The organism is Acinetobacter pittii (assembly GCF_034064985.1).
Lineage (GTDB): Bacteria > Pseudomonadota > Gammaproteobacteria > Pseudomonadales > Moraxellaceae > Acinetobacter > Acinetobacter pittii_H.
This window is the reverse complement of record NZ_CP139249.1, coordinates 3,121,353-3,147,532: the sequence shown is the minus strand read 5'-3', so window position 1 is coordinate 3,147,532 and position 26,180 is coordinate 3,121,353. Positions and strand designations below refer to the sequence as shown.

The following is a 26,180-nucleotide window of genomic DNA, read 5'->3' as shown; positions in this document are numbered from 1 at the left end:
GTTGATAACCGTATGGATAAGATGTTGGTAAAATAAACAAAATTAGATCAACCGTTTATTATGTAGACAAAAACGATGAAAAAAGAACGTTTTGGCGTTCTTTTTTTATGCGTGTTGAGTAATTTATTAGCTGGCTTTTTATTAAGCTTTGCTAAAAAATAACCTGTGCAAAAAACGATGCAGCTCTGTGTAAAACTTTTTGTGCATACATACGTATAAAACTGTAAAAGTGTCATGAAAAATAAAGCTAAATTTGGTTTAATAAGTTTTTAGTAAGAGACTTTGATCATTAATGACAGTAAAAATTTTAGCGGTAGATATGGATGGGACTTTTCTTAATTCCAAAAAGCAGTACAACAAAGCACGTTTTTTAAAACAATATGAACAACTAAAACAAAATAATATTCATTTTGTGGTAGCTAGCGGTAATCAACTTGCAAAACTTGTTACCTATTTTCCAGAAATTAATCATGAGATTGCTTTTATTGCAGAAAATGGCGCACATGTTGTAGATGCGGGGCAAGAATTAGCTTTTGCTCATTTAAGTCAGCAACAATACGTTGAGATTTTAAAAGCGATTGGCCCAGCGTATACCTCAACCATGGTGATCTGTGGAAAACAAAGTGCTTACGTGCATAGAAGTATGAACGCAGAAGACTATGCCAAAGTTGCCCGATATTTTGAAAAACTGACAGTTGTAGATGACTTTTATGCACTAGATGACTTGGTGTGCAAAATTACTTTTACCGCTCAGGAAAACGAAAGCTTTGCGATTTTTGAGCATTTTCAGAAGCAAAGTTTTGTAGCAGATAAAGTTTTGGTACCTGTTTCAAGTGGTTTTAATTTTATTGATTTGATTCTTCCCGACCAGCATAAAGCACATGGTTTGAAGTTATTACTACAAAAATGGCAGGTTGAACCTAATCAAGTGGTTGCGATTGGTGATAACAACAATGATATGCAGATGATTAAAGCTGTGGGTTATGGGTTTGCAGTTGAAAATGCAGTAGAAGCCTTAAAAGCAGTGGCGCCTTATACCACTGTAAGTAATGAACAAGAAGGTGCATTAGAGGTGATTGATTTAGTCCTTCAGCATCAACCTCCATTTGCTTAATTGCTCTATAACAAGCATTTAAGATAGAAAATTGTATCTCTTTTAAAACTTCGTTATGCTAATGGCATTAAGATCACTCATCGGCTCTAGGTGATAAATCACAATGGCTCTACAACACTTACGCAAGTATGCTTGGTTTGTGTTCCTAATGGCTTTCGTCATTGGGTGGAGTGGTGTGTCTATTGCACAGACGCCTATGCAGCATGATCTTCATACGATGCCGTGTCATAGTGAAAAAACTTCGCATAAGAATATGCATGTTCAAACAGATGATCAGACTGTATGTCATCAAAATATGACACAGACTGTTCACTCGCATGGTGAGCATTGTCAGGACTGTAACCCAGTTCATTGTCAAATTGTGAATTTGGCATTACAGCAAGCTGTACCAGATATTGACTCGCAGTTCATTCCCATCTCGTCTCAATTTAGCAGTATTTATCAGGCTCAGCATTTAGCCGGATACTGGCAAGAAATTTTACGTCCTCCAAAAGCTTAATCCTTTCTTACTTATTTTTTAGTTCAAAGGATTACAGCAATGTCTCATAAAACAATTAGCAGCCTCGTCGCTGTATTTGGTCTATTGGTTTCACCATGGACCCTCGCGGCAATTAAGGAATATCACCTTAATATTAATGAACAACAGGTCAATGTTACGGGCCAACCTTTAAAACGAATTACCGTAAATGGCAAGTTTACAGCACCACTCCTTGAGTTTGAGGAGGGGGATGACGCTGTTATTCATGTTCATAATCAGTTAAAGAATCAAGATACCTCTTTGCACTGGCATGGGTTATTACTGCCAGGGTTAATGGATGGTGTACCGGGTTTCAATGGTTTTAAAGGAATCGCTCCAAATGGAGATTTTGTTTACCGCTTTAAGGTGAAACAAAACGGCACGTATTGGTATCACGCGCATAGTAAAGGCCAAGAGCAAGATGGTTTATATGGTCCACTTGTGATTTACCCAAAAGGTAAGATACCTGTTGCTGCTCATGAAAAAACTGATCGTGATTATGTAGTGATGCTTTCAGATTTTCATAATTCTTCTAGCGATAGCATTATGAAGAATTTGAAGAAATCTGCTGAGTATTATCAAAACCGCCGTGAAACCGTATCTGATGTTTTGAAGCAAGTTAAAACACAAGGTTTAAAAGCAACTTGGCAAGATCGTTCGATGTGGAATCAGATGCGGATGTTAAAAACCGATATGTCTGATGTGACGGGCTATACCTTCTTAGTCAATGGTAAAACACCACAGCAAAACTGGACAGGTAATTTTAAAGCTGGCGAGAAGGTTCGATTACGATTTATTAACGCATCGGCTATGTCATTCTTTGACGTTAGAATCCCAAATTTAAAAATGACAGTTGTAAGTGCAGATGGGCAGCCAGTCAAACCTGTTGCAATTGATGAGTTTCGTATTGGTACAGCCGAAACCTACGATGTCATTGTAGAACCTAAACAGCCAAATTATCAGATTGAAGCAGAGTCTATTGACCGCAGTGGTTTTGCCATTGGGAATTTGCACAATGAAAATGCGCAGGCTGTAGGGCCAATTCAAATACCGCAGCCACGTCCACGTGCTTTATTAACCATGGAAGATATGGGTATGAGTCATGGCAATGGGGCAAGTAATGAACATGCTGGCCATCAAATGAACATGCAACATGACATGTCGGCCATGCCTGAAATGAAAAAAGAGTCGAGCCATGCTAATCATGATCACACAATGATGAAAATGGATCATGACATGAAAAATATGTCATCTGGCGAACATGATCATTCCATGATGCATATGAAGCATGACATGTCAGCGATGCCTGAAATGAAAAAAGAAGCGAACCATGCTAATCATGATTCTATAATGATGAATATGAATCATGAGATGCCGACTCAATCTGAGAATAAGCCTAAAAAGGAGGAGCCCGTTTATGGCTGGGCAAATGCTTCGACGCCAGCGGGTATGAAAGCGCTGCAATATAGTGATTTGCAATCTTTAACACCTCAGCCAGACACACGTGTGCCAGAACGAGAGCTTGTTATTCGTTTAGGCGGCAACATGGAGCGTTATATCTGGACCATTAATGGCAAGAAATTTAGCGAAGCTGAGCCATTACAAGTTAAGTATGGCGAACGTATTCGCTTGAAGTTTGTGAATGACAGCATGATGGCCCACCCAATGCATTTACATGGCATGTTTATGCAATTAGAAAATGGCCAACAAGCTGAAAACTTACCAAATAAACATACTCTTATTGTTCCACCTGGAAAAACCGTTACTGCGTTATTGACAGCCGATGCATTAGGCGAATGGGCCATTCATTGCCATCTGCTTTATCACATGAGTGCTGGAATGATGAATAAGTTGATTGTGGCTCAAGTGAATGATGGACAACAACCTGCTCAAGCTCAATCACCTGTTCAATCTGAAAATGAGAAAGGAGCTAGTCATGCGCATCACTAAGTTATTTTCTCAAATGTTATATTGCGGTGCTTTCTCGAGCATATCAGTATTTACTTTTGCTCAAGAGCCTTTAACTCATGATCATTTACGTGAACATGGCGGACAGGTTTATCAAGCAACAAAAATTGATACTGGCTGGACTCAAAATGAAGAAGGAGAAGGTAGTTTTTCTTCTGAATTAGAAATTTGGGTGGGAACGGATGAAAATAAATTGTTCATTAAAGCCCACGTTGAAAAAGCAGAGTCAGAAGATGCCAATTATGGCGGTTCAGTACTTTATAGTCGAAATGTAGCTGACTATTGGGATTTACAGGCCGGTGTAAACTACGAACTTTTGCAACGGGAAGATGAAAAGCAAGATCGCTGGGCTGGTGTAGTGGGCTTACATGGCATGGCACCTTACTTTTTTGAAACCGATGCATATCTTTATGCAGGTGAAGACCAGCTATGGAAGTTAAGTTTAGAAACGGAACGGGACTTACTCTTTACCCAAAAGTTAATTGGTAAACCTTATTTAAAAGCAGATGTCGTTTTGCAAGATGAATCTCGCTATGCAAGTAAAACAGGTTTATCAAGTTTACAAGCTGGTTTTCAAACCCGTTATGAAATCAACAAAAAGGTCATGCCATTTGTTGATGTTGGTTATGGCTATGAAAAAGGTTTAAAACAAACTGCTTGGCAAACTGGAACCGACTCCGAACATGGTTGGTATTATGGAGCTGGGTTAACACTAAAATTCTAATTGCCGAACAAAAAGTAAGCTTAAACAGATGCCATTGGTTTATACTAATGGCATTGTTTTTTGTGTCAGTTATGGTGCAAAGATGGCTTTAGAAAAACAAGAGAATCAAATACATTTAAGTAAAAATAGCTCTAACTGCGGATGCTCAAGCATATCGTCTCAGGAGTGTTTCACACCTAGTGAACCTGTGACTAAAAAGAGTCAATGGGTAAGTTATTATCATATTCCCCGCATGGACTGTGCAGCCGAAGAGCAAATGGTACGGATGGCTTTGGCCTCTTACACTGATGATATTCAAGAGCTTCATTTTGATTTGCCTACACGCCATTTAGCGATTTATCACAGTCTTCAAGCTGAAAGGATTACTCAAAGTTTACAGCGTTTGGGACTAGGGGCCGAGTTACAACAAACACAGCCACATTATGAACCTGTTGAAAAACCTAAAAAGGTTCGACCAAGTACTTCAACGAATGCAGCACAAAAACAAGTTTTACAATGGTTGTTACTGATTAATGGGGTCATGTTTGTTATTGAGTTAATGGCAGGCATCATTGCTTCCTCTACAGGATTAATTGCCGATTCGCTCGATATGTTTGCCGATGCTGCAATTTATGGCATTGCTTTATTTGTGGTGGGTAAAAATCTAAATACACAATTAAAGGCTGCGCATCTTTCGGGGTGGTTGCAGTTTGGCTTAGCCATGATTGTGTTAATCGATGTATTGCGTCGTTTTATTTATGGCAGTGAACCTGTTTCAATTCTCATGATTTTAATTGGTGGATTAGCTCTTGCGGCCAACATTAGTTGTCTTTATTTAATGAGAGACCATAAGGAGAGCGGGGCACACATGAAGGCGAGTTATATCTTTTCTGCAAATGATGTCATCGTTAACTTGGGTGTCATTGTCGCGGGAATATTGGTTGTCATTACTGGTTCGCGTTATCCTGATTTGATTATTGGATTAATTATTGTTTTGTTCGTTTTAAATGGCGCACGAAAAATTTTACAATTAAAAAGTGAATAAGTTTCTCTAAGACAGGCAAGCTTTAGATAGGGTTTGCCTTCATTTTTTATTTTAAAGTAAACTGAGTCCTCACATAAAGGAGGAACGACCTCCCCCATAATGGGTAATCATGTCGGGACGACCTGACACTATAAAAATCAGTGAATGTTATGGCTTGGGCTATTTTAATTTTAGCAGGTGTATTTGAAATCATTTGGGCATATTCTATGAAAATGTCCGAAGGTTTTACCCGTTTAACCCCTAGTATTATTACCGTAGTTTTTATGATTTTGAGTGTGGTTCTACTTTCAATTGCAATGAAAACTTTACCTCTTGGCACTGCCTATACGGTTTGGACAGGCATTGGCGCGATTGGGTCATTTCTTGTAGGTATATTTTTTCTTCATGAGCCTATTGGAGCTATGCGAATGATTGCCGCTGTCTTAATTGTGTCAGGTTTGGTTTTAATGAAAATTTCATCGCCGTCCTAAGAGAATAAATTATGTTGCTGTCTTATAAGTATATCAATTCGCCTGTTGGGCAATTAAAGCTAGTTGCGAATGAAAATGCTTTGGTGGCAGTACTCTGGGACAATGAAAATCCAAAACGTGTTCGACTGGCTGAGCTGGTCGAACAACTTGAGCATCCAGTTTTATTAAAGACCGAACAACAATTACAAGAATATTTTGAAGGCAAACGCCGTGAATTTACATTGCCACTAGATTTCGAAGGAACTGCATTTCAAAAGCAGGTCTGGTCTGCCTTACTGACCATCCCTTTTGGTGAAACAAGAAGTTATAAAGATATTGCTGTTCAAATTGGCAATGAAAAAGCGGTGAGAGCAGTTGGCGCGGCAAACGGTAAAAACCCGATTTCAATTATTGCACCTTGTCACAGAGTCATTGGTGCGGGTGGAGCTTTAGTTGGTTTTGCTGGTGGTCTTGATAAGAAAGATATTTTATTAAAACTAGAGCAACAATGAGCCGTTTTTGCGCTCGATTTTTTTAGACTTTTCTACTAAGCTGTCCTCTATGATATTTCATGAAGAAAGTGTTTCATTGCATCGCTTTTTTTGAAATATTGATCTTATTCATAACAAACTTTGGATGTTCTAAAAATGGCTGTCGGTGACGTAACAATGCCACAAATGCATGTGGTAAAAGGTGTAAAAATTGGCTCAACAGAAGCATATGTACGTTACCAAAACCGACGAGATTTAGTCATTTTTGAGTTTGCAGAAGGCTCAAATGTTGCTGGTGTATTTACGCAAAATGCATTTTGTGCAGCGCCTGTTCATGTCTCTAAAGCCCATCTTGCCGAAGGTAACCCTCGTTATTTAGTGATTAATACGGGTAATGCCAATGCGGGAACCGGACCTACGGGTTTGAAAAACGCTCAGGATACTTGTGCGAAGTTAGCGGAGCTTACTGGAGTAAATAGCTCTGAAGTACTTCCCTTTTCTACAGGTGTGATTGGCGAGCAGCTTCCAATGGAGCGTTTACTTGCTGGACTTCAGCCTGCATTAAATAGCGTACAAGATGCGGCTTGGAATGATGCTGCAACTGGCATTATGACGACAGACACTGTGCCTAAAGGCGCATCTGAACAATTTGAGCTTGATGGCATTACTTATACCATGACAGGTATTAGTAAAGGCGCTGGAATGATTCGCCCGAATATGGCAACAATGTTGAGCTTTGTGGCAACAGACGCACCTATTAGCCGTGATTTAGTACAAAAGCTACTGAAAACCACGGTTGAGCATTCATTTAACCGTATTACGATTGATGGCGATACCTCAACAAATGACTCTTGTATTTTCGTAGCAACAGGTCAGGCGGGTGGCGCTAAAATCACATCAGACAACGATGCACGCTACACTAAAGTGTTAGAAGTACTTGCTCGTGTAATGAATCGTTTAGCCCAGTTAATTGTCCGTGATGGTGAAGGTGCGACAAAATTTATTACTGTTGCTGTAGAAGGCGGCGCGAATACTCAAGAATGTTGTGACATTGCTTATAGCATTGCGCATTCACCACTTGTCAAAACTGCACTTTTTGCATCGGACCCGAACTGGGGACGTATTTTAGCTGCGATTGGCTATGCAGGCGTTAAAGACTTAGATGTTTCTAAAATTCAAGTGTGGTTAGACGACGTGCAAATCTGTAAAGATGGCGGCGCAGCTGAGGACTATACCGAAGAAGCGGGCGCGCGTGTTATGGCTCAAACCGAAATTACCATTCGTGTTGATTTAGGACGTGGTCAGGCCAAAGACACGGTATATACCTGTGACTTATCTTACGACTATGTCAAAATTAATGCTGATTACCGTTCTTAAATATCAGTTATAATCTAGCCTCGACAAAGAGGCTTTTTTATTAGCCCCATCTTTTGATATTAAATGATTCAATCCATAAATCATTTAAGCAGTAACGTTATATGCGAGCAGGTATGCCAGCATGAAGGATAGAGAAGACGTTTTATGAGTGATGCGACTTTAATTGCCAACGATGCAAAAAACATTGTACAAGCGCATTTAGACCGTTTAGGTGAGCCAAAAGACAATCGCTTAAGTGAAGAAGCAAAACAACAAAAGTTTGCACAGATCGAAGCAGAGCTCAAAAAACGTGATGCTGTCCTTGTTGCTCATTACTATTGTGATCCTGAAGTACAAGAACTTGCCGAAAAAACAGGTGGATGCGTTTCTGACTCTTTAGAAATGGCCCGTTTCGGACGAGATCATACTGCCTCAACACTAGTAGTTGCGGGTGTAAAATTTATGGGAGAAACAGCAAAAATTCTGTCTCCTGAAAAAACAATTTTAATGCCGACACTCGAAGCAACCTGCTCACTTGACTTGGGCTGTCCTGTTGATGAGTTTACGGCATTTTGTGATCAGCACCCTGACCATACTGTAGTTGTTTATGCCAATACATCGGCGGCTGTTAAAGCACGTGCAGATTGGGTCGTGACTTCAAGCTGTGCGGTCGAAATTGTTGAGCATTTAGACAGCTTAGGCGAAAAAATTATTTGGGCACCAGATCAGCACTTAGGTCGCTATATTCAAAAGAAAACTGGTGCAGATATGTTGCTTTGGGATGGCGCATGTATTGTGCATGAAGAATTCCGTGCACGTGGTATTGCTAACATGAAGGCACTATACCCAGACGCTGCTGTATTGGTACATCCGGAGTCGCCTGAGTCGGTTGTAGAAATTGCCGATGCGGTAGGTAGTACTTCTCAACTCATTAAAGCTGCGCAGACTCTGCCAAATGAAAGACTCATTGTGGCAACTGACCGTGGTATTTTCTACAAAATGCAGCAAGCGGTACCAAATAAGATTTTAGTTGAAGCACCAACAGCGGGTGAGGGAGCAACTTGTCGTTCATGTGCTCACTGTCCGTGGATGGCAATGAATGAACTCGACGGAATTTTAGAAGTTTTACAAAAAGGTGGTCAGGAAATACACGTTGATCCAGCGCTTGCTGAACGTGCCAAAATGCCTTTAGATCGAATGTTAGCCTTTAGTGCATCGTTAAAACGTTAAAAAACCTCAAAATGCTTGTTAAATATACATTTGATAAGGATTTTTAACTTTTTTTGAGAATAGGTGTTGACGTCTGAGGGCGTCGCGCCTAGAATGCACACCGTACCGCACGATGTGCGATACAGCAAAAGCTGAGATAGATCGGAGCATAGCACAGCCTGGTAGTGCACCTGGTTTGGGACCAGGGGGTCGTAGGTTCGAATCCTACTGCTCCGACCACTTAAAATAATATTTTAAGATCGGCGAAGTATCGCATGATAAGCATCATCGGTTAAGCGCCTGTAGCTCAGTTGGATAGAGCATCCGCCTTCTAAGCGGATGGTCACAGGTTCGAATCCTGTCAGGCGCGCCATTCGGTAGCTTGGTACATAGAACTTATTTGATGGTGGATGTAGCTCAGTTGGTAGAGCCCTGGATTGTGATTCCAGTTGTCGCGGGTTCGAATCCCGTCATTCACCCCAATTTCGGAGCATAGCACAGCCTGGTAGTGCACCTGGTTTGGGACCAGGGGGTCGTAGGTTCGAATCCTACTGCTCCGACCATATTTAAAAGCGTTCAAGCTTTGAAAATATCCCAAATATTGAAAAGAATTTCTTCTAGTCTTACAGGTAGAAGGAATTTTTTTGTTTTTATATATTTAAATTTTAATTCATAAACACTCCAATCTTTGAACTTCTTTATATAAGCTCTGTTCTCTGTTCTCTGTTCTCTGTTCTCTGTTCTCTGTTCTCTGTTCTCTGTTCTCTGTTCTCTGTTCTCTGTTCTCTGTTCTCTGTTCTCTGTTCTCTGTTATTGATATTTTTGCCTTAACTCATCCTTTTCTTGATGTGATAAAAATGCGACTTTTAGTCCATTTTCTTGAGCTGTATAAATCTGCTCAGGACTTAGACCTGCTAATGGGGCAGCAGTTAAATATTCATGCTGTATTTCAATGCCTTCAACTGCTGGGTCATCTGTATTAATAGTGGCAAGCACACCATGTTCTAAAAAAGTCTTTAATGGATGCTCTGGTAAAGAAGGTACTGTGTTGGTTTGAATATTTGAGGTAAGGCAAGATTCAATACCAATCTCATGTTTCGCTAAATAATCTAAAAGTTTTAAATCTTGAACTGCTTTAACACCATGTCCAATTCGTTCGGCACCTAATTCTTCAATAGCTTGCCAAATACTTTCTGGGCCGGCAGCTTCACCTGCATGTACCGTAATGTGCCAACCTGCATCACGCGCTTTTTTAAAGTGCTCAACAAATAAATTGCCCGGATAACCAAGCTCATCTCCAGCGAGATCCAACGCTTTAATATCATTTTTATGGGCAAGTAGGGCATTTAATTCTTTTTCGCAGGCTTCTTGACCAAAAGTACGACTCATAATGCCGATTAAATTCGCTTTTACCCCGTAAGCTTGACTGCCTTCTTTTACACCAGCAATCACAGCTTCAACCACACCTTCGAGGGGGAGTTGATGTGTCATTCCCATATAACCCGGTGAAAAACGTAGCTCTACATAGTCTAGCCCTTGTTGTGCTGCATCTTGCATGTTTTCAAATGCAATACGCTTACAGGCATCTAAACTGGCTAATACTTTTACGCCCCAATCTAGCTTAGATAAAAAACTTAATAAGTCAGGTTGGTTATCCATTACTTGTACGTGTGGCCGTAAAGATTCAATGTCATAGGCAGGTAAATCCAAATTGTATTTTTGCCCCAACTCTAAAATGGTTTGAATGCGGATGTTGCCATCAAGATGACGGTGTATATCTGTAAGCGGGAGCGTTTTTGTAATCATAGACTTCTTCTTATCTGTTCGTATCAGTTCATCATGCCTGTTTAAGACTGCTGATAAAAGTTTGGATTTGCTATGTTTTTGTGAAAAGCGTTGAGTTGAGTTTTTTGAACTTACTATATTTGTATAAGTTTTAATTTTGATGACATTGTTCTGGCCTAAGAAGACAACACAGTCTGTGTAAGATACGAGCACCAAGATTTTTATTGTTTTTAATTTCGCTGAGCCTGTTTTTTGTTGACTCTTCAAGAGTGGATTGGCTGAAGAATGGTCATTGGTATTTTGCCTTTTACTTGTAAAGATGAATAAAGGCTTGCTAAAGTTCAAACTGATAAAGCGATTAATTTATCTGTAGAAATCTATTTCTGGCAAGTAAATGAAAAAGAAGAAATAGGAAGCGCTCAAATGAAGTCGGTACTATGTCATCAAGCAAAATTACAAGTGGTGGACCAACCGAAATTAACGCCTGCAAAAGGGCAGGTTTTATTGGAAGTGGTGCGATGTGGGATCTGTGGTTCAGATTTACATATGCAGCACCACTGCGACCACATGCATGATTTGGCTGCACGTGTCGGGTTTAATGGTTTAGCGAAGTCCACAGACCCGTTTGTATTGGGACATGAGTTTTGCGGTAAGGTTTTAGACTACGGCCCAAAAACACGTCATAAATTTAAAGCCGATACACTTGTCTGTGCAATGCCTCTTTTAAATGTAGATCAGCATGGTTATTTATCTACAGGGCTTTCTCCAAATGCTTCGGGTGGCTATGCCGAGCAAGTATTGGCTCAATCGAGCTTGATGTTTGAAGTACCCAACGGTCTAGATGCCGATAGTGCTGCCATGACTGAACCGATGGCAGTTGCATTGCATGCTGTTCGCCGTAGCCGTGTGAAAACTGGTGAACCTGCGATTGTGATTGGCTGTGGTCCCGTTGGGCTAGGTGTCATATTAATGCTTAAAGCAGCTGGGGTTAAAACCGTAGTTGCCAGTGACTTTTCACCAAACCGTCGTAAGCTTGCCGAGCAATGTGGTGCAGATATTGTGGTAGATCCTAAAGAGACATCGCCATTTGCTAACTGGAAAGAATTTGGTTTGCTTGGTAATGTTTCTGATGCAATTAACATGGGCATGGGATTGTTTGATAAGTTGCAAGCGACACGCTTACCTTGGTGGCATGGATGGCGCATGATTGATAAGTTAGGTGCTCTGCCAAAACGTCCTGTTATTTTTGAGTGTGTGGGCGTACCAGGTGTTTTACAGCAAATTATTGAAGGTGCACCTTTGTTTTCTCGAATTGTTGGAGTGGGTGTATGCATGCAAAGCGACAAAATCGAACCCGCACTTGCAATTAATAAAGAGTTAGAAATTCAGTTCGTATTGGGTTATACACCGCTTGAGTTCCGAGATGCGCTACACATGATTGCAGAAGGTAAAGTGAATTGCTCACCGCTCATTACTGGTGTTGTTGGCCTAGAAGGTGTTACCAGTGCATTTGAAGCATTACGTGATCCTGAACAGCACGCCAAAATCTTGATTGACCCTAAACGTAGCGGTTCAGATATTCAATTGATGAGTCATTAATTCAAAGTCATTTATGCTCAATTAAAAAGGTTGTGATCTTATCAATCACAATCTTTTTTTTATGGGTATAGTTCGCGATATTGGTTATAAATAAAGGCTATTGAGCTAATTTGTATTGCTCTTTAGTTGTTCTAGTTCTTGGTAAATCCACTCAACAAATTTTTGAATAGTCGGTGAGATGTCTTGGCTCGAATGAATGAGATAGTACTTCCGGCTGCCTTTTAATTTTTTATTAGAAACAATCACCAGTTCTTTTTTTTGTAGTTCAGACTCAATCAACATTTGTGGAATTAAAGCCATTCCCATGTCATGACTGGCAGCAACGGCAAGCATCGAAAATAACTCATGGCGCTGTCCATCAAAAGGCTTTGGGTGCTGTATATGATGAGTGAGAAACCATTCTTGCCAAATGCTAGGTCGAGTGGTTTGTTGAAGTAGGGGGATTTTTAGCAAATACTCGCAACTTAAATCATAGGTATTTTCATTAATCATGACCGCATCTGGAAAATACTTTTCGATTAGCCTTGGCGAGCATACAGGTACAATTTCTTCATCCATTAAATAATGCGCTTGTATACCGGGCCAATGGTCAATTTGCTGCTGCGTACCTGCAAAAATCGCAGCGTCAAAAATATTGTCATTAAATAAAAAGGGCTTGGTGCTGGTTTCTAAGTGAACCGTAATTTCAGGGTGTTTTTGATTTAAAAGATGGAGCTTGGGTAATAACCATCGCGTTGCAAAGGTAGGAACCACACCTAATTTTAGTGTGCCACCTAAACCCTTATGAGAAATCACATCGGCCGTACATTTCTCTAGCCCTAACAAGTAGGGTTTAATGCTTTTAAAATACTGATGACCAGCAATGGTGAGTTCGACGCCATGCCGAGTACGTATAAAGAGTTCAACGCCCAAGAAATCTTCTAACTGCTGAATTTGGCGCGAAACTGCACTTTGAGTAATGCATAGCTCTTGCGCAGCATAGGTATAGCTTAGATGTTTTGCTGCACTTTCAAAGCAAATTAGACCCTGAATGGACGGGATACTTCTTCGCATAAATAAATCCTTTTATTTGTCATCATATTTCAAAACAGCATATGACCTAAATGCAGATATCTGAGTTTAGTATAAAAATAAGTCATTTTTAATGAAATACAACGAATTAAATATATAAATTTAATGCCTCTTATTTTAAATATGCGTAAAGCGCATATCTGCATGAACATTTATCGTTTGATTACTGCATTTTTCACGCATAACATCGAGTTAAATAAAGAAGATCAAATCAAGCAGAGGATGCGATGAATCACATGGTGACAACAAAAAAAGCAAAAGTTCAATTTAACTGGCAAGACCCATTTTTAATTGAGCAACAGCTTACCGAAGATGAGCGCATGATTCGTGATGCAGCTCATGCCTATTGCCAAGAACGCTTGCAACCCCGTGTACTTGAACAATTCCGTCATGAAACAACAGATCCATCTATTTTTCGTGAAATGGGAGAGCTTGGTTTACTTGGTCCAACCATTCCTGAGCAATATGGCGGCGCAGGTTTGAACTATGTGAGTTATGGTTTGGTTGCGCGTGAAATTGAATATGTCGATTCGGGTTATCGCTCTATGGCGAGCGTGCAAAGCTCATTGGTGATGGTTCCGATTTATGAATTTGGTACCGAAGAGCAAAAGCAGAAGTACTTACCTAAACTTGCTACTGGTGAATACATTGGCTGTTTTGGTTTGACAGAACCTGACCATGGCTCAGACCCGGGCAGTATGATTACACGTGCTAAAAAAGTTGACGGTGGTTACCGTTTAAGTGGCGCAAAAATGTGGATTACCAATAGTCCAATTGCCGATGTATTTGTCGTCTGGGCAAAAGAAGTTTCTGCTGAAGGTAACGTGGGTGATATTCGTGGCTTCATTTTAGAAAAGGGCTGGGAAGGTCTATCTGCACCAGCCATTCATGGCAAGGTTGGTTTACGTGCATCGATTACGGGTGAAATCGTGATGGACAACGTTTTTGTACCTGAGGAGAATGCGTTCCCTGAAGTTCGAGGTTTAAAAGGTCCATTTACCTGTCTAAATAGCGCCCGTTATGGCATTGCATGGGGTGCGATGGGTGCTGCCGAGTTCTGTTGGCATACCGCACATCAATACACCATGGACCGTAAACAATTTGGTCGCCCGTTGGCTGCAAATCAGTTGATTCAAAAGAAACTGGCAGATATGCAAACTGAAATTGCTTTGGGTTTACAGGTAGCTTTACGTTTTGGTCGTATGAAAGATGAAGGCATTGCTTCAGTTGAAGGCACATCTTTAATCAAGCGCAATAACTGTGGGAAGGCGCTTGATATTGCCCGTATGGCGCGTGACATGATGGGTGGAAACGGTATTAGTGACGAGTTTGGTGTGGCACGCCATTTGGTCAATCTTGAAGTTGTGAATACCTACGAGGGTACACATGACGTTCATGCCTTAATTTTAGGTCGTGCACAAACAGGTATCGCAGCATTTAGTAACTAACTCATTATTTTTTAAAAGATAGAGGTGTTCTTTCGGGAGCACCTTTAGGGATTTTTACGCAAAAATTTATGGATAATGACAAGATTCATCGTAAGGATACTCATGTAAAGATGTGCCTCTGTGTACTTAAAGCTAAACGTAAGATGATGAAAATATAGAAGATTAAGTCATACAGAAAACATAAGTAGGCTACCGATGACTCATTTGGGAAAATGAGGAACTAAAGATGAACAATGACGTTCAAGTAATATCGAAAGAGTTAAAAACTACATTTCCAAGTAACCTTGGAACATATGAAAAGATTGGACCTCAAACATGGAAATGGGCGTTGTTATTTGCCTATTTTGCGATGGTGGTCGATGGCATAGATATTATGCTGTTGTCTTATAGCTTGACCAGTTTAAAGGCAGAGTTTGGTTTAAGTACCTTTCAAGCGGGTGCCTTAGGCAGTGCTTCTTTGGCAGGTATGGGTATTGGTGGTATTTTGGGTGGCTGGGCATGTGACAAGTTTGGTCGTGTACGAACCATTGCCAACTCGGTGACTTTCTTTTCGGTAGCGACCTGTTTATTGGGCTTTACGCAAAGCTTCGAACAATTTATGGCCTTACGTTTTATTGGTGCTTTGGGTATTGGAGCACTCTATATGGCTTGTAATACCTTAATGGCTGAATATGTACCGACTACTTACCGTACAACGGTCTTGGGTACATTACAGACAGGTCAAACCGTAGGTTATATTGCTGCGACGTTATTAGCTGGCGCAATTATTCCAGATCATGGCTGGCGCGTTTTATTCTTCCTGACCGTAGTACCTGCTTTCGTTAATATTTTCCTGCAACGCTTTGTGCCAGAGCCAAAATCTTGGCAGCTCACCAAAATTGAAAGCTTGCAAGGCAATAGACAACCTAAAGAAATGGTGGTGGCTGAAAAGCCGAAAAGTGGCAGTATTTATAAGCAAATTTTTAATAACTTTAAGCACCGCAAGATGTTTTTGTTGTGGATGACCACAGCATTCTTCTTGCAGTTCGGTTATTACGGCATTAACAACTGGATGCCAAGTTATTTAGAAACAGAAGTGCATATGAACTTTAAAAACTTAACCAGTTATATGGTGGGTTCATATACCGCAATGATTCTAGGTAAAATTTTAGCAGGGTATCTTGCTGACAAATTTAACCGCCGTGCCGTTTTTGTGTTTGGAACAATAGCCAGTGCTGTGTTCTTGCCAATCATTATTTTCTTCAATACCCCTGACAATATTTTGTATTCATTGATCACCTTTGGTTTCTTATATGGCATTCCATATGGTGTAAACGCGACTTATATGGCTGAAAGTTTTTCAACCGATGTGCGCGGAACAGCCATTGGCGGTGCTTATAACATTGGTCGTGTCGGGGCTGCTATTGCACCAGCCACCATTGGATTCTTGGCATCGGGCGGTACGTTTACTATGGCCTTTATTGTGATGGGCGCTGCGTATTTTGTTGCGGGTGTATTGCCAGGTCTATTTATTAAAGATCGTCAGTACGATCCACAAAGACAATCATAAACAATGACAAGAAGGTGCTCTGAGTACCTTCCAAAAAGATAAGGGTATCGTTATGGGTGCATTACAAGGAATTCGGGTTTTAGATTTAAGTCGTGTGCTTGCTGGGCCATGGTGTGGGCAAATCTTGGCAGACCTTGGCGCAGAAGTGATTAAAATTGAACGTCCTCGAGTCGGTGATGACACCCGTATGTGGGGCCCACCATGGATGCCCGATCAAGACGGAAACATGACCCGTGAATCTGGTTATTTCCAGTGTACCAATCGCAATAAATATTCGGTTGCGGTAGACATAACCACACCCGAAGGTCAGGCCTTAATTTATGAAATTGCCAAGACTGCCGATGTCGTGATTGAAAATTATAAGACAGGGTCTTTGGCTAAATATGGTTTGGACTACGCGTCATTAAGTGAGTTGAACCCAAATATTGTTTATTGCTCGATTACCGGTTTTGGGCAAGATGGCCCACGTGCAGAAGAACCCGGTTATGATTTTATTATTCAGGGTATGTCTGGCTTAATGAGCATTACTGGCGAGCCTGATGATGTGGCAGGTGGTGGGGCGCAAAAGGTTGGTGTGGCTGTAGTAGATATTCAAACGGGATTGTATTCCACCATAGCCATTCAAGCTGCCTTGATTGCACGCTCACACACAGGACGCGGTCAGTATATTGATATGTCACTCCTTGATGTACAGGTCGCGGCACTGGCAAATCAGGGAATGAATTATTTAGCTTCAGGGAAAGCCCCGCAGCGCATGGGTAATCAACACCCAAGTATTGTGCCGTATCAAACTTTTAAGGCTAAAGATAAAGAATTTATTATTGCTTGCGGTAACGACAAGCAGTTTAAAGATTTGTGTATTGCGATTGGTTCTCCAGAGCTACTCGAAAATGAAAAGTTTGTGCGTAATCAGGACCGCGTCAAATATCGAAATGAACTGATTCCTTTATTGTCCGAGCACTTTTTACAGAAAACTGCTAAAGAATGGGTCGACATGATTCATGCACTTAAAGTACCTGTAGGTGTTATCAACTCTATTGAAGATGCTTTGGCTGAACCACAAATCGTCCATCGCAATTTGGTGGTCAATATTCCTCATCGTTTAAATGAAAACTTTCAAACGATTGGTTCACCAATCAAAATGTCTGATACTCCAGTTGAATATCATCATGCGCCGCCAGAACTTGGTGAACATACCGCTCAAATCTTATCGAGATTTAAAACAGCAGAAGAACTGGCTGCATTAAAAGATAAGGGCATTATTGATGGGAAAATTGCTTAATCAAAATCTCATATATTCAATTGCAGCTCTAGGGCTGCAATTATAAATTTTGGTTAATATTAAATAATTGATTAATCGAATTTTTCATATTTATCGCAAGTGTTTCATCGAAACCATCGACCAAAAAGCGGCTAATGAGCCCTTCAATCACCGTATAGATCAGCTCAGATAAGGCTTCACCATTTGGTACATTGCAGTTCTGTGCAATCAGTACTTTAATCCATTGTTTATGGGCTTTAGAAATTAAAATAATATCTTGGTCATCTTGATTAGATTCAGCAACTGCTCTTACAAATAAACAGCCTTTAAAAAAATCTTGCCTAAACCAGTTGGTGTGCCAATCCAGAATTTTATTGATGGCCTCTAACCCTGTTGCATCTCCTACATAGCCCAAAAGACTTTGCTTAAACCGTTCATCACGTGCAACGAGCACAGACTTAACCAGTTGATTTTTATTTTTATAGTACGTGTACATGGTGGTTTTGGAACAGCCAGATTCATCGCGAATCAGGTCAACGCCAACCCCGACAAAACTATTTTCATTAAATAGCTTCTCGGCTGTATCTAATATTTTTAAGGCAGATTTTGACATAAAAATTTTCCAAAAAATAAAATAGTACAGATCTGTACTATTTGGAATTTTATCTATATGCTTTTTAAAAAGCAAATTTTTGTTTGAGGAAAAAACCATGTTCTCGATCTTTTATGGCAAAGAAAAATTGGCTCCATCGCCCACTAAATTTGATATTTTAAGAAGCCTTGTTGGGGGGACGGTCAGTATTTTTATACTTCTGTGGCTGAGTAAGGTCACACATAATATCTTTATCATGGCGCCGTTTGGTGCAACCTGTGTATTGCTGTATACCGTGTCACAGTCACCTTTGGCACAGCCCAGAAATATTATATTTGGGCATCTTATCTCAGCTTTTGTGGGTTTGTTTTTTCTAAAATTTGTCGGTGTTTCAATTTTTACAATTGCTTTTTCAGTGGGCTGTGCAATTGCGCTCATGCAGGTTTTTAAATGCGTTCATCCACCTGCTGGAGCTAATCCTTTGGTTATTTTGCTCACCGCAAGCAGCATACATTATGAGTGGAATTTCTTAATTTTTCCTGTTTTGGTCGGTGCAGTGTCTTTAGTTTTAGTGGCGATGCTCATTAATAATATTAAAGCGAGTACGAAGTGGCCGATGTATGGCTTAGGAATTTTAAATAGTAAAAAGTAGGGACGGTATGAAATGTTTTGAGCTTAAAAATAATGAAAATATTCACTACGCCAAGATAGTGAATACTTTTGAATGAAATTATGACTTCTTCGAAATACGTTCTTCGATAGCAAATTTGAGTAAAGAAGCACTGCGGTAAAAACCATGCGCGAACTTTCCAAATGGCATGGTAATAAAGAAAGTCATGACTGTGGCTAAATGGAAAATCAGTAAAAGTGCCATGTAAGGGGTATTGCGAAATGCCATAAGTGCTAGCCCTGAAGCACTAACGATAAGTAGAAGGAAAATAAAGCCTCGATCTACAGGTTTTTGCTCACGGTCACCATGCAACGGATGACGCTTAAGATTTAAATAGAGTAAGCCAGCAGGCCCGACAACTAAGCCAATTCCACCTAAAGTGCCTAAAATCACAGGCAAGCTTAGGTAAGGATAAGGTGCATGTAGGTCAAGAAAATAATGATATAAAGTCGCTACACCCGTAGCTGCGAAGCAGAGCATAAAGCCGTAAAAAGTTAGATGATGGAACACACGGCGGATTTGTGTGTAACGGTCATCTTGCTCATTACAGCCTTTGCCATGTCCACCATCTAAATATTTAAGGGTTAATACATTTTGGGTAGCTTGGACCAGATCTGGTTTCTCAACTTTGCCATGAATGACTTTAGAAGTTTGTCGCCAGAATTTGCTAATTCCAATACCGAGTAAAACAATCGCAACTGTAAAGGTCGCTCCAAACAATAGTGCTAAAAAGTTATGCGGGAAAATCGCATAGAAATTACCTTGGTAACCTGCAAATAAGTCAGTGCCTTTCCACCACACCACGGCTAACATGCATAAAAAGAAAATAACTGATAACGCCGAGACAAAAGGAATGCCCACCGATTTATAAAGTCTGCCTAGTGGTTGAGGTGTCGCAAACTCTTGGTAAGTTTCCAAACGTACTTGCGCCATCGCTTTCGGAATATTTACACCAAACTCATGCGGTGGGGCATATTGGCAAGCGTGTAAACAAGCACCACAGTTATGGCACAGGTTTGCGAGGTAATGAATATCGGCTTGGTTAAACTCAAGACGCTTGGTCATAGCCGCAAATACAGCACAAAACGATTCACAGTAACGACAAGCATTACAAATCTGTAGGGCTCTTTGAACTTCCTGCTCATGGTCAGAGAGCTGAACAACTGGAATTAGGGCTTTAGTACTAGCATTCATGTTCAACTCCTTGTGAAAGTGCGTAGTGGGCTGCATTTTTTCCGGCAATGCGTCCAAAGGTTGTGCCAATCGACATCCCAACGCCTGCGGTATAACCCTGACCAAGTACGTTACCTGCCATCATTTCACCTGCGACAAATAGGTTGCGGCTGGCTTTATTGTTAAAACGCACAGCAGCATCGTCTTCGACTTTTAAACCTAAATAGGTAAAGGTAATGCCGGGTTTAAGTGCATAGGCATAGAAGGGTGGCTGGTCGAGAGGAACGGCCCAGTGGGTTTTGTTGGGAATAATATTTTCGGTGGTGCAGTCATCTAAAACGGTATGGTTAAAGGTGCCTTGCACACAGGCTTGATTAAATTCTTTTACGGTATGGCATAAGGTTTTGGCATCCAGCCCGATTTTTTCGGCTAACTCTTGAATGCTATTTGCTTTTACACCTGCAAACACAGGTGGCATAAAGCGGCCAATGGCTTTTGAATCAATAATCGAATAGGCAATTTGCTGCGGTTGTTTGGCAACAAGGCGGCCCCAAATCGCATAACGTTTTGGCCAGAAGTCTTCGCCTTCATCGTAAAAACGTTCGGCTTTGTTATTGACCACAATTCCCAGTGAAACGCAGTCAATACGGGTGCAGATGCCGCCGTCATATAACGGTGCTCTTGCATCTACAGCGACGCAATGCGATTGTGATGGATCACCAATAATATCGGCGCCTTGATCTATCATAAATTTGAGTAAGTTGCCTTGATTAAAGCGGGTTCCGCGAATAATGAAATTATCGGCAGGCCATTCGCCGTTTTCATTTTGTCCCCATGCTTCTCTTAACCATTCTAAATTTGACTCAAAACCACCTGCGGCCAAGACACAGCTTTTTGCTTTAAATACACGTCCATCTTCAGCAATTGCAGCTTCAAAATGTCCTTGATTTAACTTTAGATCTTTAATTTTTGTGTTGTATAAAATCTCAATACCAAGTTCTTGGGCACTACGGTAATACGCATTAATGAGGGCTTTACCACCACCCATAAAAAAGGCATTGGTACGTGCAACATGCAAAGCACCCGATAGTGGCGGCTGAAAATTCACACCATGTTTACGCATCCAGTCGCGGCAGGTGGCTGTGCTACGAATCACTAGACGGGCTAAATGTTCATTGGTTTTCCCCGCAGTCACTTTAAGTAGGTCTTGCCAATATTCTTCTTCGGGATAGGCATCAACTAATACGTCTTGAGGAGCGTCATGCATGCAGCGAAGGTTACGAGTGTGTTGTGAGTTACCACCACGCCATTCTTTAGGTGCTGCTTCTAGCACAAGCACAGAAGCACCACTTTCTTTTGCCGTGAGCGCGGCACACAGTGCGGCATTCCCACCACCAATCACAATTACATCATGCATGGATTTCTCCCTTTCTCAGCTAGGGCTAATGTAGCTTTAAAAGGGAATATGAAGTGAGAGGCTGGGCTTGAATGGGTGTTTAGTAAAAATAAACACTAATCGCTTAAGTATTTATGAGTTCCGCACCGGGCCAGCGCTTTTCATTAATCAGGTTGGCCACACAGGCGCGAATCACTACTTTCGTGGCTAAAGTGGCTGGCGAGAGTTCTTCTTCAGAGAGACTAATTAAATAGTTAATACGCTCAATGGCAGGTTCTACAACGCGTAGCAAACACAAGTCTTGCCTTGAGTTTAACGATGCACCCGCAGGTTGAATGGTTGCCATTTCGAGTTGACTAATGCTTTCCATTAACAAATGCAGCCCATCAATTTCATAGGCCACTTTAAGTTGATGAATTTTCTGTTCGAGCAACAAGCGCAGCCCATGTCGTTGACTTGGTAAAATCAGAGGGAGTTCTTTAAGCTGTGAATGATTAATGGTCTGAGTGTCGATACAGCTTTCAAGGTGGTACTGACTCAACACTTCTTTAGGTGAGATTAAAAACATCTGTTCTTTGACTAAAGGCTGTATGGCCCACTGTGGGTCGACATCGTCACTAAAGATGATCGCGACATCGAGCTGCCTTGCATTCACTAAGGCTTTGAGGTCACCCGATAACCCTTCAATTAAACGGACTTTAATATCGGGATAACGATTTCTCATGAGTTTTAAAAAATGCGTGCCTATAACAGCTGCCACACTCGGCGAAAAACCGACGGTGACGTGGCCACTTAAACGTGAAGAATGCGCAGAGTCTACGGCATGGTCTAGGTGTCTAAGTGCCAGTTGCACTTGTTGAAAAAAAGCTAAGCCCGCAGGGGTGGGAACCGTACCCAAAGCGGTACGTTGTAAAAGGCGAATAGAAAGTTCGCTTTCTAATTTTGAGATTTGCTGGCTTAATGCAGAAGTTCCAATATCGAGATTTTTTGCAGCTTTACCCAAGCTTCCTGACTCGATCACTGCAATAAAATACTTTAATTGTTTGAGTTCCACGGCAAATACTACATTAACCTTTATGGATTAATTCTACACTGGTTTATCGCTATAGTTTTTACTCTATTGCTTTGAGTAAACTGGCAATAGAGTAAAGGCAACATCACCTCAAGATGTTGCCTTTTAGAGCTTTTATTCTTTAACCTGCTCAAGACCCTGTTCTTCAATAATTTGTGTTGCTTGTGGCGATTTCACAAATTTGATTAACTCTTTTGCGACTTTTGCATGTTCCGAGTTTTTACCAATGCCTGCCGCAAATACCGTCACTTTTTGATAAGGTACAGGGATTGGGCCGACTAATTCAACTTGACCATATGTGCCTGTAAAAGGTTTGATTTCACTAATTTGCTGGAAACCAATATCAAACTGGCCTTCAGCGATACGTTTTGCAACGCGGTCGCCTACCACTTTTTCTGCCTTACTCGAAATCACTTTGTACTCGACAGGCGGGAAGCTTGGGAAAATATCTTTTTCAAGATGCGTACCACTCGCACTTGCTGAATAGCCTATGTGCTTGGCATTTAATAAAACTTTTTCAAATTTTTCTGCAGAGCTGATATCTGGCTTTGGTGCACCTTTAGGCACAGCCATGCCAATGCTTGAATTCACTAAAGTACTTTGTGAATTTGGGTCTACATAACCCTTTTCTGCGAGCTTGTTGAGTTCAGGAGCAGCTAAGACCACCACGTCAAAACGTTCACCACGATCGAGTCGATTTGGAATTGCAGTTAGTGATGCACCCATTGATGAACCAGACGAGAGGTGAACCGTGTGACCAGTTTGTTTTTCAAATAATGGAATGAGTTTTTCCATAGATGAATAAAAACCACCTGAGCTAATCACTTCGATTGTATCTGCGTTAGCAAGAGTTGAGCCTAAGCTAGCACCAGCTAGGCAAATGGTCATGAAGATAGGGGACTTTTTCATAATATCTCGCTTTAATGACAGGAGAACACAGTACGGAGACGTAAGATCTGCCGTACTGTTCATTAAAATTTCAGGTCAAATAGTTGTTGTTTTAAGCGCTAATTTTTGCAGGTTCAGCAATCGCATCAGTATTTTTCTGTTTAGAACCGCGGCATAGATACAAGCTTGAGATTAAGCTACAAACCGCAGCAAGCATGAGCCAGAAAGCAGGGGTGCTTGGGTTGCCTGTGTTTTCGACAAGGAAGGTACAAGCCATTGGTGTCATACCACCAAAAATAGCGGCTGCAAGGCTGAACGCTAAAGAGAAACCAACTGTACGTACACGTTTTGGCATCACTTCGGCAAGGGTTGCAACCATGGTTCCGTTGTACATACCAAAGAAGAACGAGAAGTAAGCAAGCGTAATTAGAAGGTTTGAGAAGCTAATGTTGCTCACTAACCAACTTAAAACCGGATAACTTGTAAAGAGAGCAAGTGTGGTAATGCCGACTAGTACTGGACGGCGACCAATTTTGTCTGAAAGCAAACCACCCATTGGTAACCAGAAGAAATTAGACAAACCAACAAACACGGTTGCTAAAAGACTGTCTGTTACTGACATTTCTAAAGTACGTTTTGCATACACCGTGGTGTAAACCGTAATAAAGTAGAAAGTGGTCGTAGTCATCGCACTCATCATCATACCTGCAAGTACGATGCGCCAGTTGTTCGCCAGTGTGCTGAAAATTTCTTTTGTTGAAGGATGAGTCTTTTGCGATTTAAAGTCTTCAGTTTCCTCTAAAGTACGACGGAACAAGAAGATTAACGGAATAATCAAACAACCAATTAAGAACGGAATACGCCAGCCCCATTCACCCACTTGAGCAGTAGTTAAGATGGTATTGAGCCAGTAGCCAAGTAATGCGGCAAACACAACAGCAACTTGTTGGCTGCCAGATTGCCAGCTTGTGATAAATCCGCGGTTTTTATCCGTTGCAATTTCTGCTAAATAAATAGAAACACCGCCAGATTCAACGCCTGCCGAGAAGCCTTGTAATAGACGTCCAATCACCACCAAAATCGGAGCAATAATACCTATAGTTTCATAACCCGGTACAAAGGTAATTAAGATGGTTCCGATGGCCATAAGACTTAAAGTAACAATAAGACCCTTGCGTCGACCAACTCTGTCGACATAAGCGCCCAAGAAAATAGCGCCGAGAGGACGCATAAGAAAACCCGCAGCAAATACGGTAAATGTCATCATTAAAGAGACATATTCATTTTCAGAGTGGAAAAATTTTGCCGCGATATAAGTGGCATAGAAACCAAAAAGAAAAAAGTCGTACTGCTCTAAAAAGTTGCCACTCGTTACATTTAATATTTTTTTAAAAGTAGCCCTACGGTTATTCACGACATCCATTGGAGACCTCCTTGGCCTGACAAAATGGAAACATTCACGATTTTCGAGGCTGGACCTAAATTGATTCAATCAATAAATCTAAAGAGCAAATGGGTTAGAGATGAGATTTAGTGAGGTCCTTTGCAGAAAATGTGATGCCTTGTTTCCAGTTCAAACTACACATCTATATTTCGATAAGCGGAAAACCACTTATCATTCGGACGAAAATGTAATCTCAAAAAGCAGGAGGGAGTGAGAGGGCAAAATTAATTAGGTATTTAATAAAATTAATGACTCTTTATAAAATAATTTCAGAACATGGCCAAATCTGGTTTTGAATCAAATCTTTCACACAGGCCTTAATGGCTGACTTTGCGGCAAGTGCGGCAGGTGATAATTCTTCTTCGGCAAGGCTTACCAAGTAATTGATTCGTTCAACTTCAGGGTCTACTAACTTGAGTAATTGAAGTTTATGTTTGTACTCTTGTAAACAAGCGCTACCTGGGCGGACACTGGCAAGGTCGAGATGAATTAGACTATCCATGAGTAAGTGTAGGCCATCAATTTCATAGACGACGTTAAGCTGACCAATCTTGTGCTCAAGCAACTTTCTTAAACTATGGCGCTGGCGTGGTAATACTAAAGGAAGATCTCCAATTTGTTGAGACTGAATAACGCCACTTTTGATGCAGTCGGCAAGACCGTATTTTTCAAGCACTTCCTTGCGTGCCATTAAATACATTTGCTCGCGTACCAAGGGTTGAATCGACCACTGTTTATCAATTTCATTGGTAAAAATAATCGCGATATCGAGCTGACGCGAGTTAATGGATTGAATTAGATTACCCGATAGCGTTTCCACAATCTCTAAACGAATATCTGGGTAACGTTCAGACATTAGTTTCATTAAAGGGATACCAATCAAAGCAGTAATCGTCGGTGGAAAGCCAAGGCTGACATGTCCAGACAGTCGTGCAGAATGAGCAGCATCTACCGCGAAGTTCACTTGACGTAAAATAAGTTGAGAATGTTTTAAAAAGGCGAGACCTGCGGGAGTAGGGGTAACACCAAAAGCATTACGCTGTAATAGGCGAATGCTTAGCTCTTGTTCTAATTTACTAATTTGCTGGCTAATTGCAGAAGCACCCACATCGAGTTTTTGGGCAGCTTTACCAATACTACCTGCTTCAACCACAGTCAAAAAATACTTTATTTGTTTGATTTCCATAATAAATGTGTTCGCTCATCATCCTTGATTTAATTTGTACAGATATGAAGGATTGGGAAATCTATCATGTGCTTTAATATTAACAGCAATCCATAAAAAAGATCTTTACTTTGATATTCTAAAAATAATAAAACGATCTTTTTCAACTTTAATATTAAAATTTATCCTCTAACTTTTATTTATTATTACGATAA

Annotated in this window: 23 protein-coding genes and 4 tRNA genes; 18 read left to right on the top strand and 9 right to left on the bottom strand. The window is 40.8% G+C overall.

The genetic code is table 11. From position 1 onward, the window contains the following. Nucleotides 1–292: 292 nt before the first annotated feature. From supH to SOI76_RS15015, 13 genes are all read left to right on the top strand, one after another. Nucleotides 293–1,114, top strand: coding sequence for a Cof-type HAD-IIB family hydrolase (gene supH / locus SOI76_RS15075; protein WP_104080091.1), 822 nt, complete (start codon nucleotides 293–295; stop codon nucleotides 1,112–1,114). 103 nt (nucleotides 1,115–1,217) lie between these two features. Further along, nucleotides 1,218–1,613, top strand: a complete 396-nt coding sequence (locus SOI76_RS15070; protein WP_104080092.1) for a hypothetical protein — start codon at nucleotides 1,218–1,220, stop codon at nucleotides 1,611–1,613. 39 nt (nucleotides 1,614–1,652) lie between these two features. Next, a complete protein-coding gene (gene pcoA / locus SOI76_RS15065; protein WP_104080093.1) occupies nucleotides 1,653–3,581 on the top strand; it encodes a copper resistance system multicopper oxidase in 1,929 nt (642 codons plus the stop codon). Next, entirely contained in the window at nucleotides 3,568–4,323 is a 756-nt protein-coding gene (pcoB, locus tag SOI76_RS15060) for a copper resistance protein B (protein WP_205668446.1), read from the top strand. Before pcoA ends, pcoB begins: the two co-directional genes overlap by 14 nt. A gap of 28 nt (nucleotides 4,324–4,351) precedes the next feature. Beyond that, entirely contained in the window at nucleotides 4,352–5,347 is a 996-nt protein-coding gene (locus SOI76_RS15055) for a cation transporter (RefSeq protein ID WP_205668447.1), read from the top strand. A gap of 149 nt (nucleotides 5,348–5,496) precedes the next feature. After that, complete coding sequence (gene sugE / locus SOI76_RS15050; protein WP_104080095.1) at nucleotides 5,497–5,817, top strand: DMT family transporter; 321 nt, start codon at nucleotides 5,497–5,499, stop codon at nucleotides 5,815–5,817. A gap of 11 nt (nucleotides 5,818–5,828) precedes the next feature. Continuing rightward, nucleotides 5,829–6,308: a methylated-DNA--[protein]-cysteine S-methyltransferase gene (gene ogt, locus SOI76_RS15045; protein ID WP_104080096.1), complete on the top strand. Its 480-nt coding sequence runs from the start codon at nucleotides 5,829–5,831 to the stop codon at nucleotides 6,306–6,308. 135 nt (nucleotides 6,309–6,443) lie between these two features. Next, nucleotides 6,444–7,664 carry a bifunctional glutamate N-acetyltransferase/amino-acid acetyltransferase ArgJ gene (argJ, locus tag SOI76_RS15040; RefSeq protein WP_104080097.1) on the top strand — a complete coding sequence of 407 codons (1,221 nt, stop codon included), beginning with the start codon at nucleotides 6,444–6,446 and terminating at the stop codon, nucleotides 7,662–7,664. 144 nt (nucleotides 7,665–7,808) lie between these two features. Next, nucleotides 7,809–8,873 (top strand): quinolinate synthase NadA, encoded by a 1,065-nt coding sequence (nadA, locus tag SOI76_RS15035; RefSeq protein WP_104080098.1) that lies wholly within the window; start codon nucleotides 7,809–7,811, stop codon nucleotides 8,871–8,873. A gap of 142 nt (nucleotides 8,874–9,015) precedes the next feature. Further along, a tRNA-Pro gene (locus tag SOI76_RS15030) sits at nucleotides 9,016–9,092 on the top strand. Nucleotides 9,093–9,148: 56 nt separating this feature from the next. Beyond that, nucleotides 9,149–9,225, top strand: a tRNA-Arg gene (locus SOI76_RS15025). A gap of 33 nt (nucleotides 9,226–9,258) precedes the next feature. Continuing rightward, a tRNA-His gene (locus tag SOI76_RS15020) sits at nucleotides 9,259–9,334 on the top strand. A 4-nt stretch (nucleotides 9,335–9,338) separates the two neighbouring features. Next, nucleotides 9,339–9,415 (top strand) — tRNA-Pro (locus SOI76_RS15015). Nucleotides 9,416–9,662: 247 nt separating this feature from the next. Here the strand turns inward: SOI76_RS15015 and add are convergent. Continuing rightward, on the bottom strand, nucleotides 9,663–10,658 hold the full coding sequence (gene add / locus SOI76_RS15010) for an adenosine deaminase (protein WP_104080099.1): 996 nt from the start codon (nucleotides 10,656–10,658) through the stop codon (nucleotides 9,663–9,665). A gap of 402 nt (nucleotides 10,659–11,060) precedes the next feature. On the opposite strand from add, the gene SOI76_RS15005 reads away from it, so the two are divergent. Next, a complete protein-coding gene (locus tag SOI76_RS15005) occupies nucleotides 11,061–12,236 on the top strand; it encodes a zinc-binding dehydrogenase (protein WP_032004334.1) in 1,176 nt (391 codons plus the stop codon). 105 nt (nucleotides 12,237–12,341) lie between these two features. On the opposite strand, the gene SOI76_RS15000 is transcribed toward SOI76_RS15005, so the two are convergent. Next, entirely contained in the window at nucleotides 12,342–13,289 is a 948-nt protein-coding gene (locus SOI76_RS15000; protein WP_104080100.1) for a LysR substrate-binding domain-containing protein, read from the bottom strand. A 245-nt stretch (nucleotides 13,290–13,534) separates the two neighbouring features. On the opposite strand from SOI76_RS15000, the gene gcdH reads away from it, so the two are divergent. From gcdH to SOI76_RS14985, 3 genes are all read left to right on the top strand, one after another. Next, on the top strand, nucleotides 13,535–14,755 hold the full coding sequence (gcdH, locus tag SOI76_RS14995) for an acyl-CoA dehydrogenase (RefSeq protein WP_104080101.1): 1,221 nt from the start codon (nucleotides 13,535–13,537) through the stop codon (nucleotides 14,753–14,755). A gap of 226 nt (nucleotides 14,756–14,981) precedes the next feature. Next, a complete protein-coding gene (locus SOI76_RS14990) occupies nucleotides 14,982–16,304 on the top strand; it encodes an MFS transporter (protein ID WP_104080102.1) in 1,323 nt (440 codons plus the stop codon). Between the two features lie 52 nt (nucleotides 16,305–16,356). Beyond that, entirely contained in the window at nucleotides 16,357–17,586 is a 1,230-nt protein-coding gene (locus SOI76_RS14985; protein WP_104080103.1) for a CaiB/BaiF CoA transferase family protein, read from the top strand. Between the two features lie 40 nt (nucleotides 17,587–17,626). Here SOI76_RS14985 and SOI76_RS14980 read toward each other — a convergent pair whose 3' ends face one another. Beyond that, nucleotides 17,627–18,178, bottom strand: a complete 552-nt coding sequence (locus SOI76_RS14980; protein WP_104080178.1) for a TetR/AcrR family transcriptional regulator — start codon at nucleotides 18,176–18,178, stop codon at nucleotides 17,627–17,629. A gap of 97 nt (nucleotides 18,179–18,275) precedes the next feature. On the opposite strand from SOI76_RS14980, the gene SOI76_RS14975 reads away from it, so the two are divergent. Beyond that, entirely contained in the window at nucleotides 18,276–18,809 is a 534-nt protein-coding gene (locus SOI76_RS14975; protein WP_032055201.1) for an HPP family protein, read from the top strand. 78 nt (nucleotides 18,810–18,887) lie between these two features. Here SOI76_RS14975 and tcuB read toward each other — a convergent pair whose 3' ends face one another. From tcuB to SOI76_RS14945, 6 genes are all read right to left on the bottom strand, one after another. Continuing rightward, nucleotides 18,888–20,021, bottom strand: a complete 1,134-nt coding sequence (gene tcuB, locus SOI76_RS14970; protein WP_104080104.1) for a tricarballylate utilization 4Fe-4S protein TcuB — start codon at nucleotides 20,019–20,021, stop codon at nucleotides 18,888–18,890. Further along, entirely contained in the window at nucleotides 20,011–21,417 is a 1,407-nt protein-coding gene (gene tcuA / locus SOI76_RS14965; protein WP_104080105.1) for an FAD-dependent tricarballylate dehydrogenase TcuA, read from the bottom strand. The genes tcuB and tcuA overlap by 11 nt, the downstream gene beginning before the upstream one ends. Nucleotides 21,418–21,520: 103 nt before the next feature. Next, nucleotides 21,521–22,450 carry a LysR family transcriptional regulator gene (locus SOI76_RS14960; protein ID WP_000421138.1) on the bottom strand — a complete coding sequence of 310 codons (930 nt, stop codon included), beginning with the start codon at nucleotides 22,448–22,450 and terminating at the stop codon, nucleotides 21,521–21,523. A gap of 132 nt (nucleotides 22,451–22,582) precedes the next feature. Continuing rightward, on the bottom strand, nucleotides 22,583–23,377 hold the full coding sequence (locus tag SOI76_RS14955) for a substrate-binding domain-containing protein (RefSeq protein ID WP_205668448.1): 795 nt from the start codon (nucleotides 23,375–23,377) through the stop codon (nucleotides 22,583–22,585). A 91-nt stretch (nucleotides 23,378–23,468) separates the two neighbouring features. Then, entirely contained in the window at nucleotides 23,469–24,779 is a 1,311-nt protein-coding gene (gene citA / locus SOI76_RS14950) for an MFS transporter (RefSeq protein WP_104080106.1), read from the bottom strand. A gap of 277 nt (nucleotides 24,780–25,056) precedes the next feature. Next, a complete protein-coding gene (locus tag SOI76_RS14945; protein ID WP_017481268.1) occupies nucleotides 25,057–25,986 on the bottom strand; it encodes a LysR family transcriptional regulator in 930 nt (309 codons plus the stop codon). Nucleotides 25,987–26,180: the final 194 nt, after the last annotated feature.

Bases quoted from the DNA above. Each gene is read 5' to 3' on its own strand.
- supH (WP_104080091.1), top strand. From the start codon at position 293: ATGACAGTAAAAATTTTAGCGGTAGATATGGATGGGACTTTTCTTAAT.
- SOI76_RS15070 (WP_104080092.1), top strand. From the start codon at position 1,218: ATGGCTCTACAACACTTACGCAAGTATGCTTGGTTTGTGTTCCTAATG.
- pcoA (WP_104080093.1), top strand. From the start codon at position 1,653: ATGTCTCATAAAACAATTAGCAGCCTCGTCGCTGTATTTGGTCTATTG.
- pcoB (WP_205668446.1), top strand. From the start codon at position 3,568: ATGCGCATCACTAAGTTATTTTCTCAAATGTTATATTGCGGTGCTTTC.
- SOI76_RS15055 (WP_205668447.1), top strand. From the start codon at position 4,352: ATGCCATTGGTTTATACTAATGGCATTGTTTTTTGTGTCAGTTATGGT.
- sugE (WP_104080095.1), top strand. From the start codon at position 5,497: ATGGCTTGGGCTATTTTAATTTTAGCAGGTGTATTTGAAATCATTTGG.
- ogt (WP_104080096.1), top strand. From the start codon at position 5,829: ATGTTGCTGTCTTATAAGTATATCAATTCGCCTGTTGGGCAATTAAAG.
- argJ (WP_104080097.1), top strand. From the start codon at position 6,444: ATGGCTGTCGGTGACGTAACAATGCCACAAATGCATGTGGTAAAAGGT.
- nadA (WP_104080098.1), top strand. From the start codon at position 7,809: ATGAGTGATGCGACTTTAATTGCCAACGATGCAAAAAACATTGTACAA.
- add (WP_104080099.1), bottom strand. From the start codon at position 10,658: ATGATTACAAAAACGCTCCCGCTTACAGATATACACCGTCATCTTGAT.
- SOI76_RS15005 (WP_032004334.1), top strand. From the start codon at position 11,061: ATGAAGTCGGTACTATGTCATCAAGCAAAATTACAAGTGGTGGACCAA.
- SOI76_RS15000 (WP_104080100.1), bottom strand. From the start codon at position 13,289: ATGCGAAGAAGTATCCCGTCCATTCAGGGTCTAATTTGCTTTGAAAGT.
- gcdH (WP_104080101.1), top strand. From the start codon at position 13,535: ATGAATCACATGGTGACAACAAAAAAAGCAAAAGTTCAATTTAACTGG.
- SOI76_RS14990 (WP_104080102.1), top strand. From the start codon at position 14,982: ATGAACAATGACGTTCAAGTAATATCGAAAGAGTTAAAAACTACATTT.
- SOI76_RS14985 (WP_104080103.1), top strand. From the start codon at position 16,357: ATGGGTGCATTACAAGGAATTCGGGTTTTAGATTTAAGTCGTGTGCTT.
- SOI76_RS14980 (WP_104080178.1), bottom strand. From the start codon at position 18,178: ATGTCAAAATCTGCCTTAAAAATATTAGATACAGCCGAGAAGCTATTT.
- SOI76_RS14975 (WP_032055201.1), top strand. From the start codon at position 18,276: ATGTTCTCGATCTTTTATGGCAAAGAAAAATTGGCTCCATCGCCCACT.
- tcuB (WP_104080104.1), bottom strand. From the start codon at position 20,021: ATGAATGCTAGTACTAAAGCCCTAATTCCAGTTGTTCAGCTCTCTGAC.
- tcuA (WP_104080105.1), bottom strand. From the start codon at position 21,417: ATGCATGATGTAATTGTGATTGGTGGTGGGAATGCCGCACTGTGTGCC.
- SOI76_RS14955 (WP_205668448.1), bottom strand. From the start codon at position 23,377: ATGAAAAAGTCCCCTATCTTCATGACCATTTGCCTAGCTGGTGCTAGC.
- citA (WP_104080106.1), bottom strand. From the start codon at position 24,779: ATGGATGTCGTGAATAACCGTAGGGCTACTTTTAAAAAAATATTAAAT.
- SOI76_RS14945 (WP_017481268.1), bottom strand. From the start codon at position 25,986: ATGGAAATCAAACAAATAAAGTATTTTTTGACTGTGGTTGAAGCAGGT.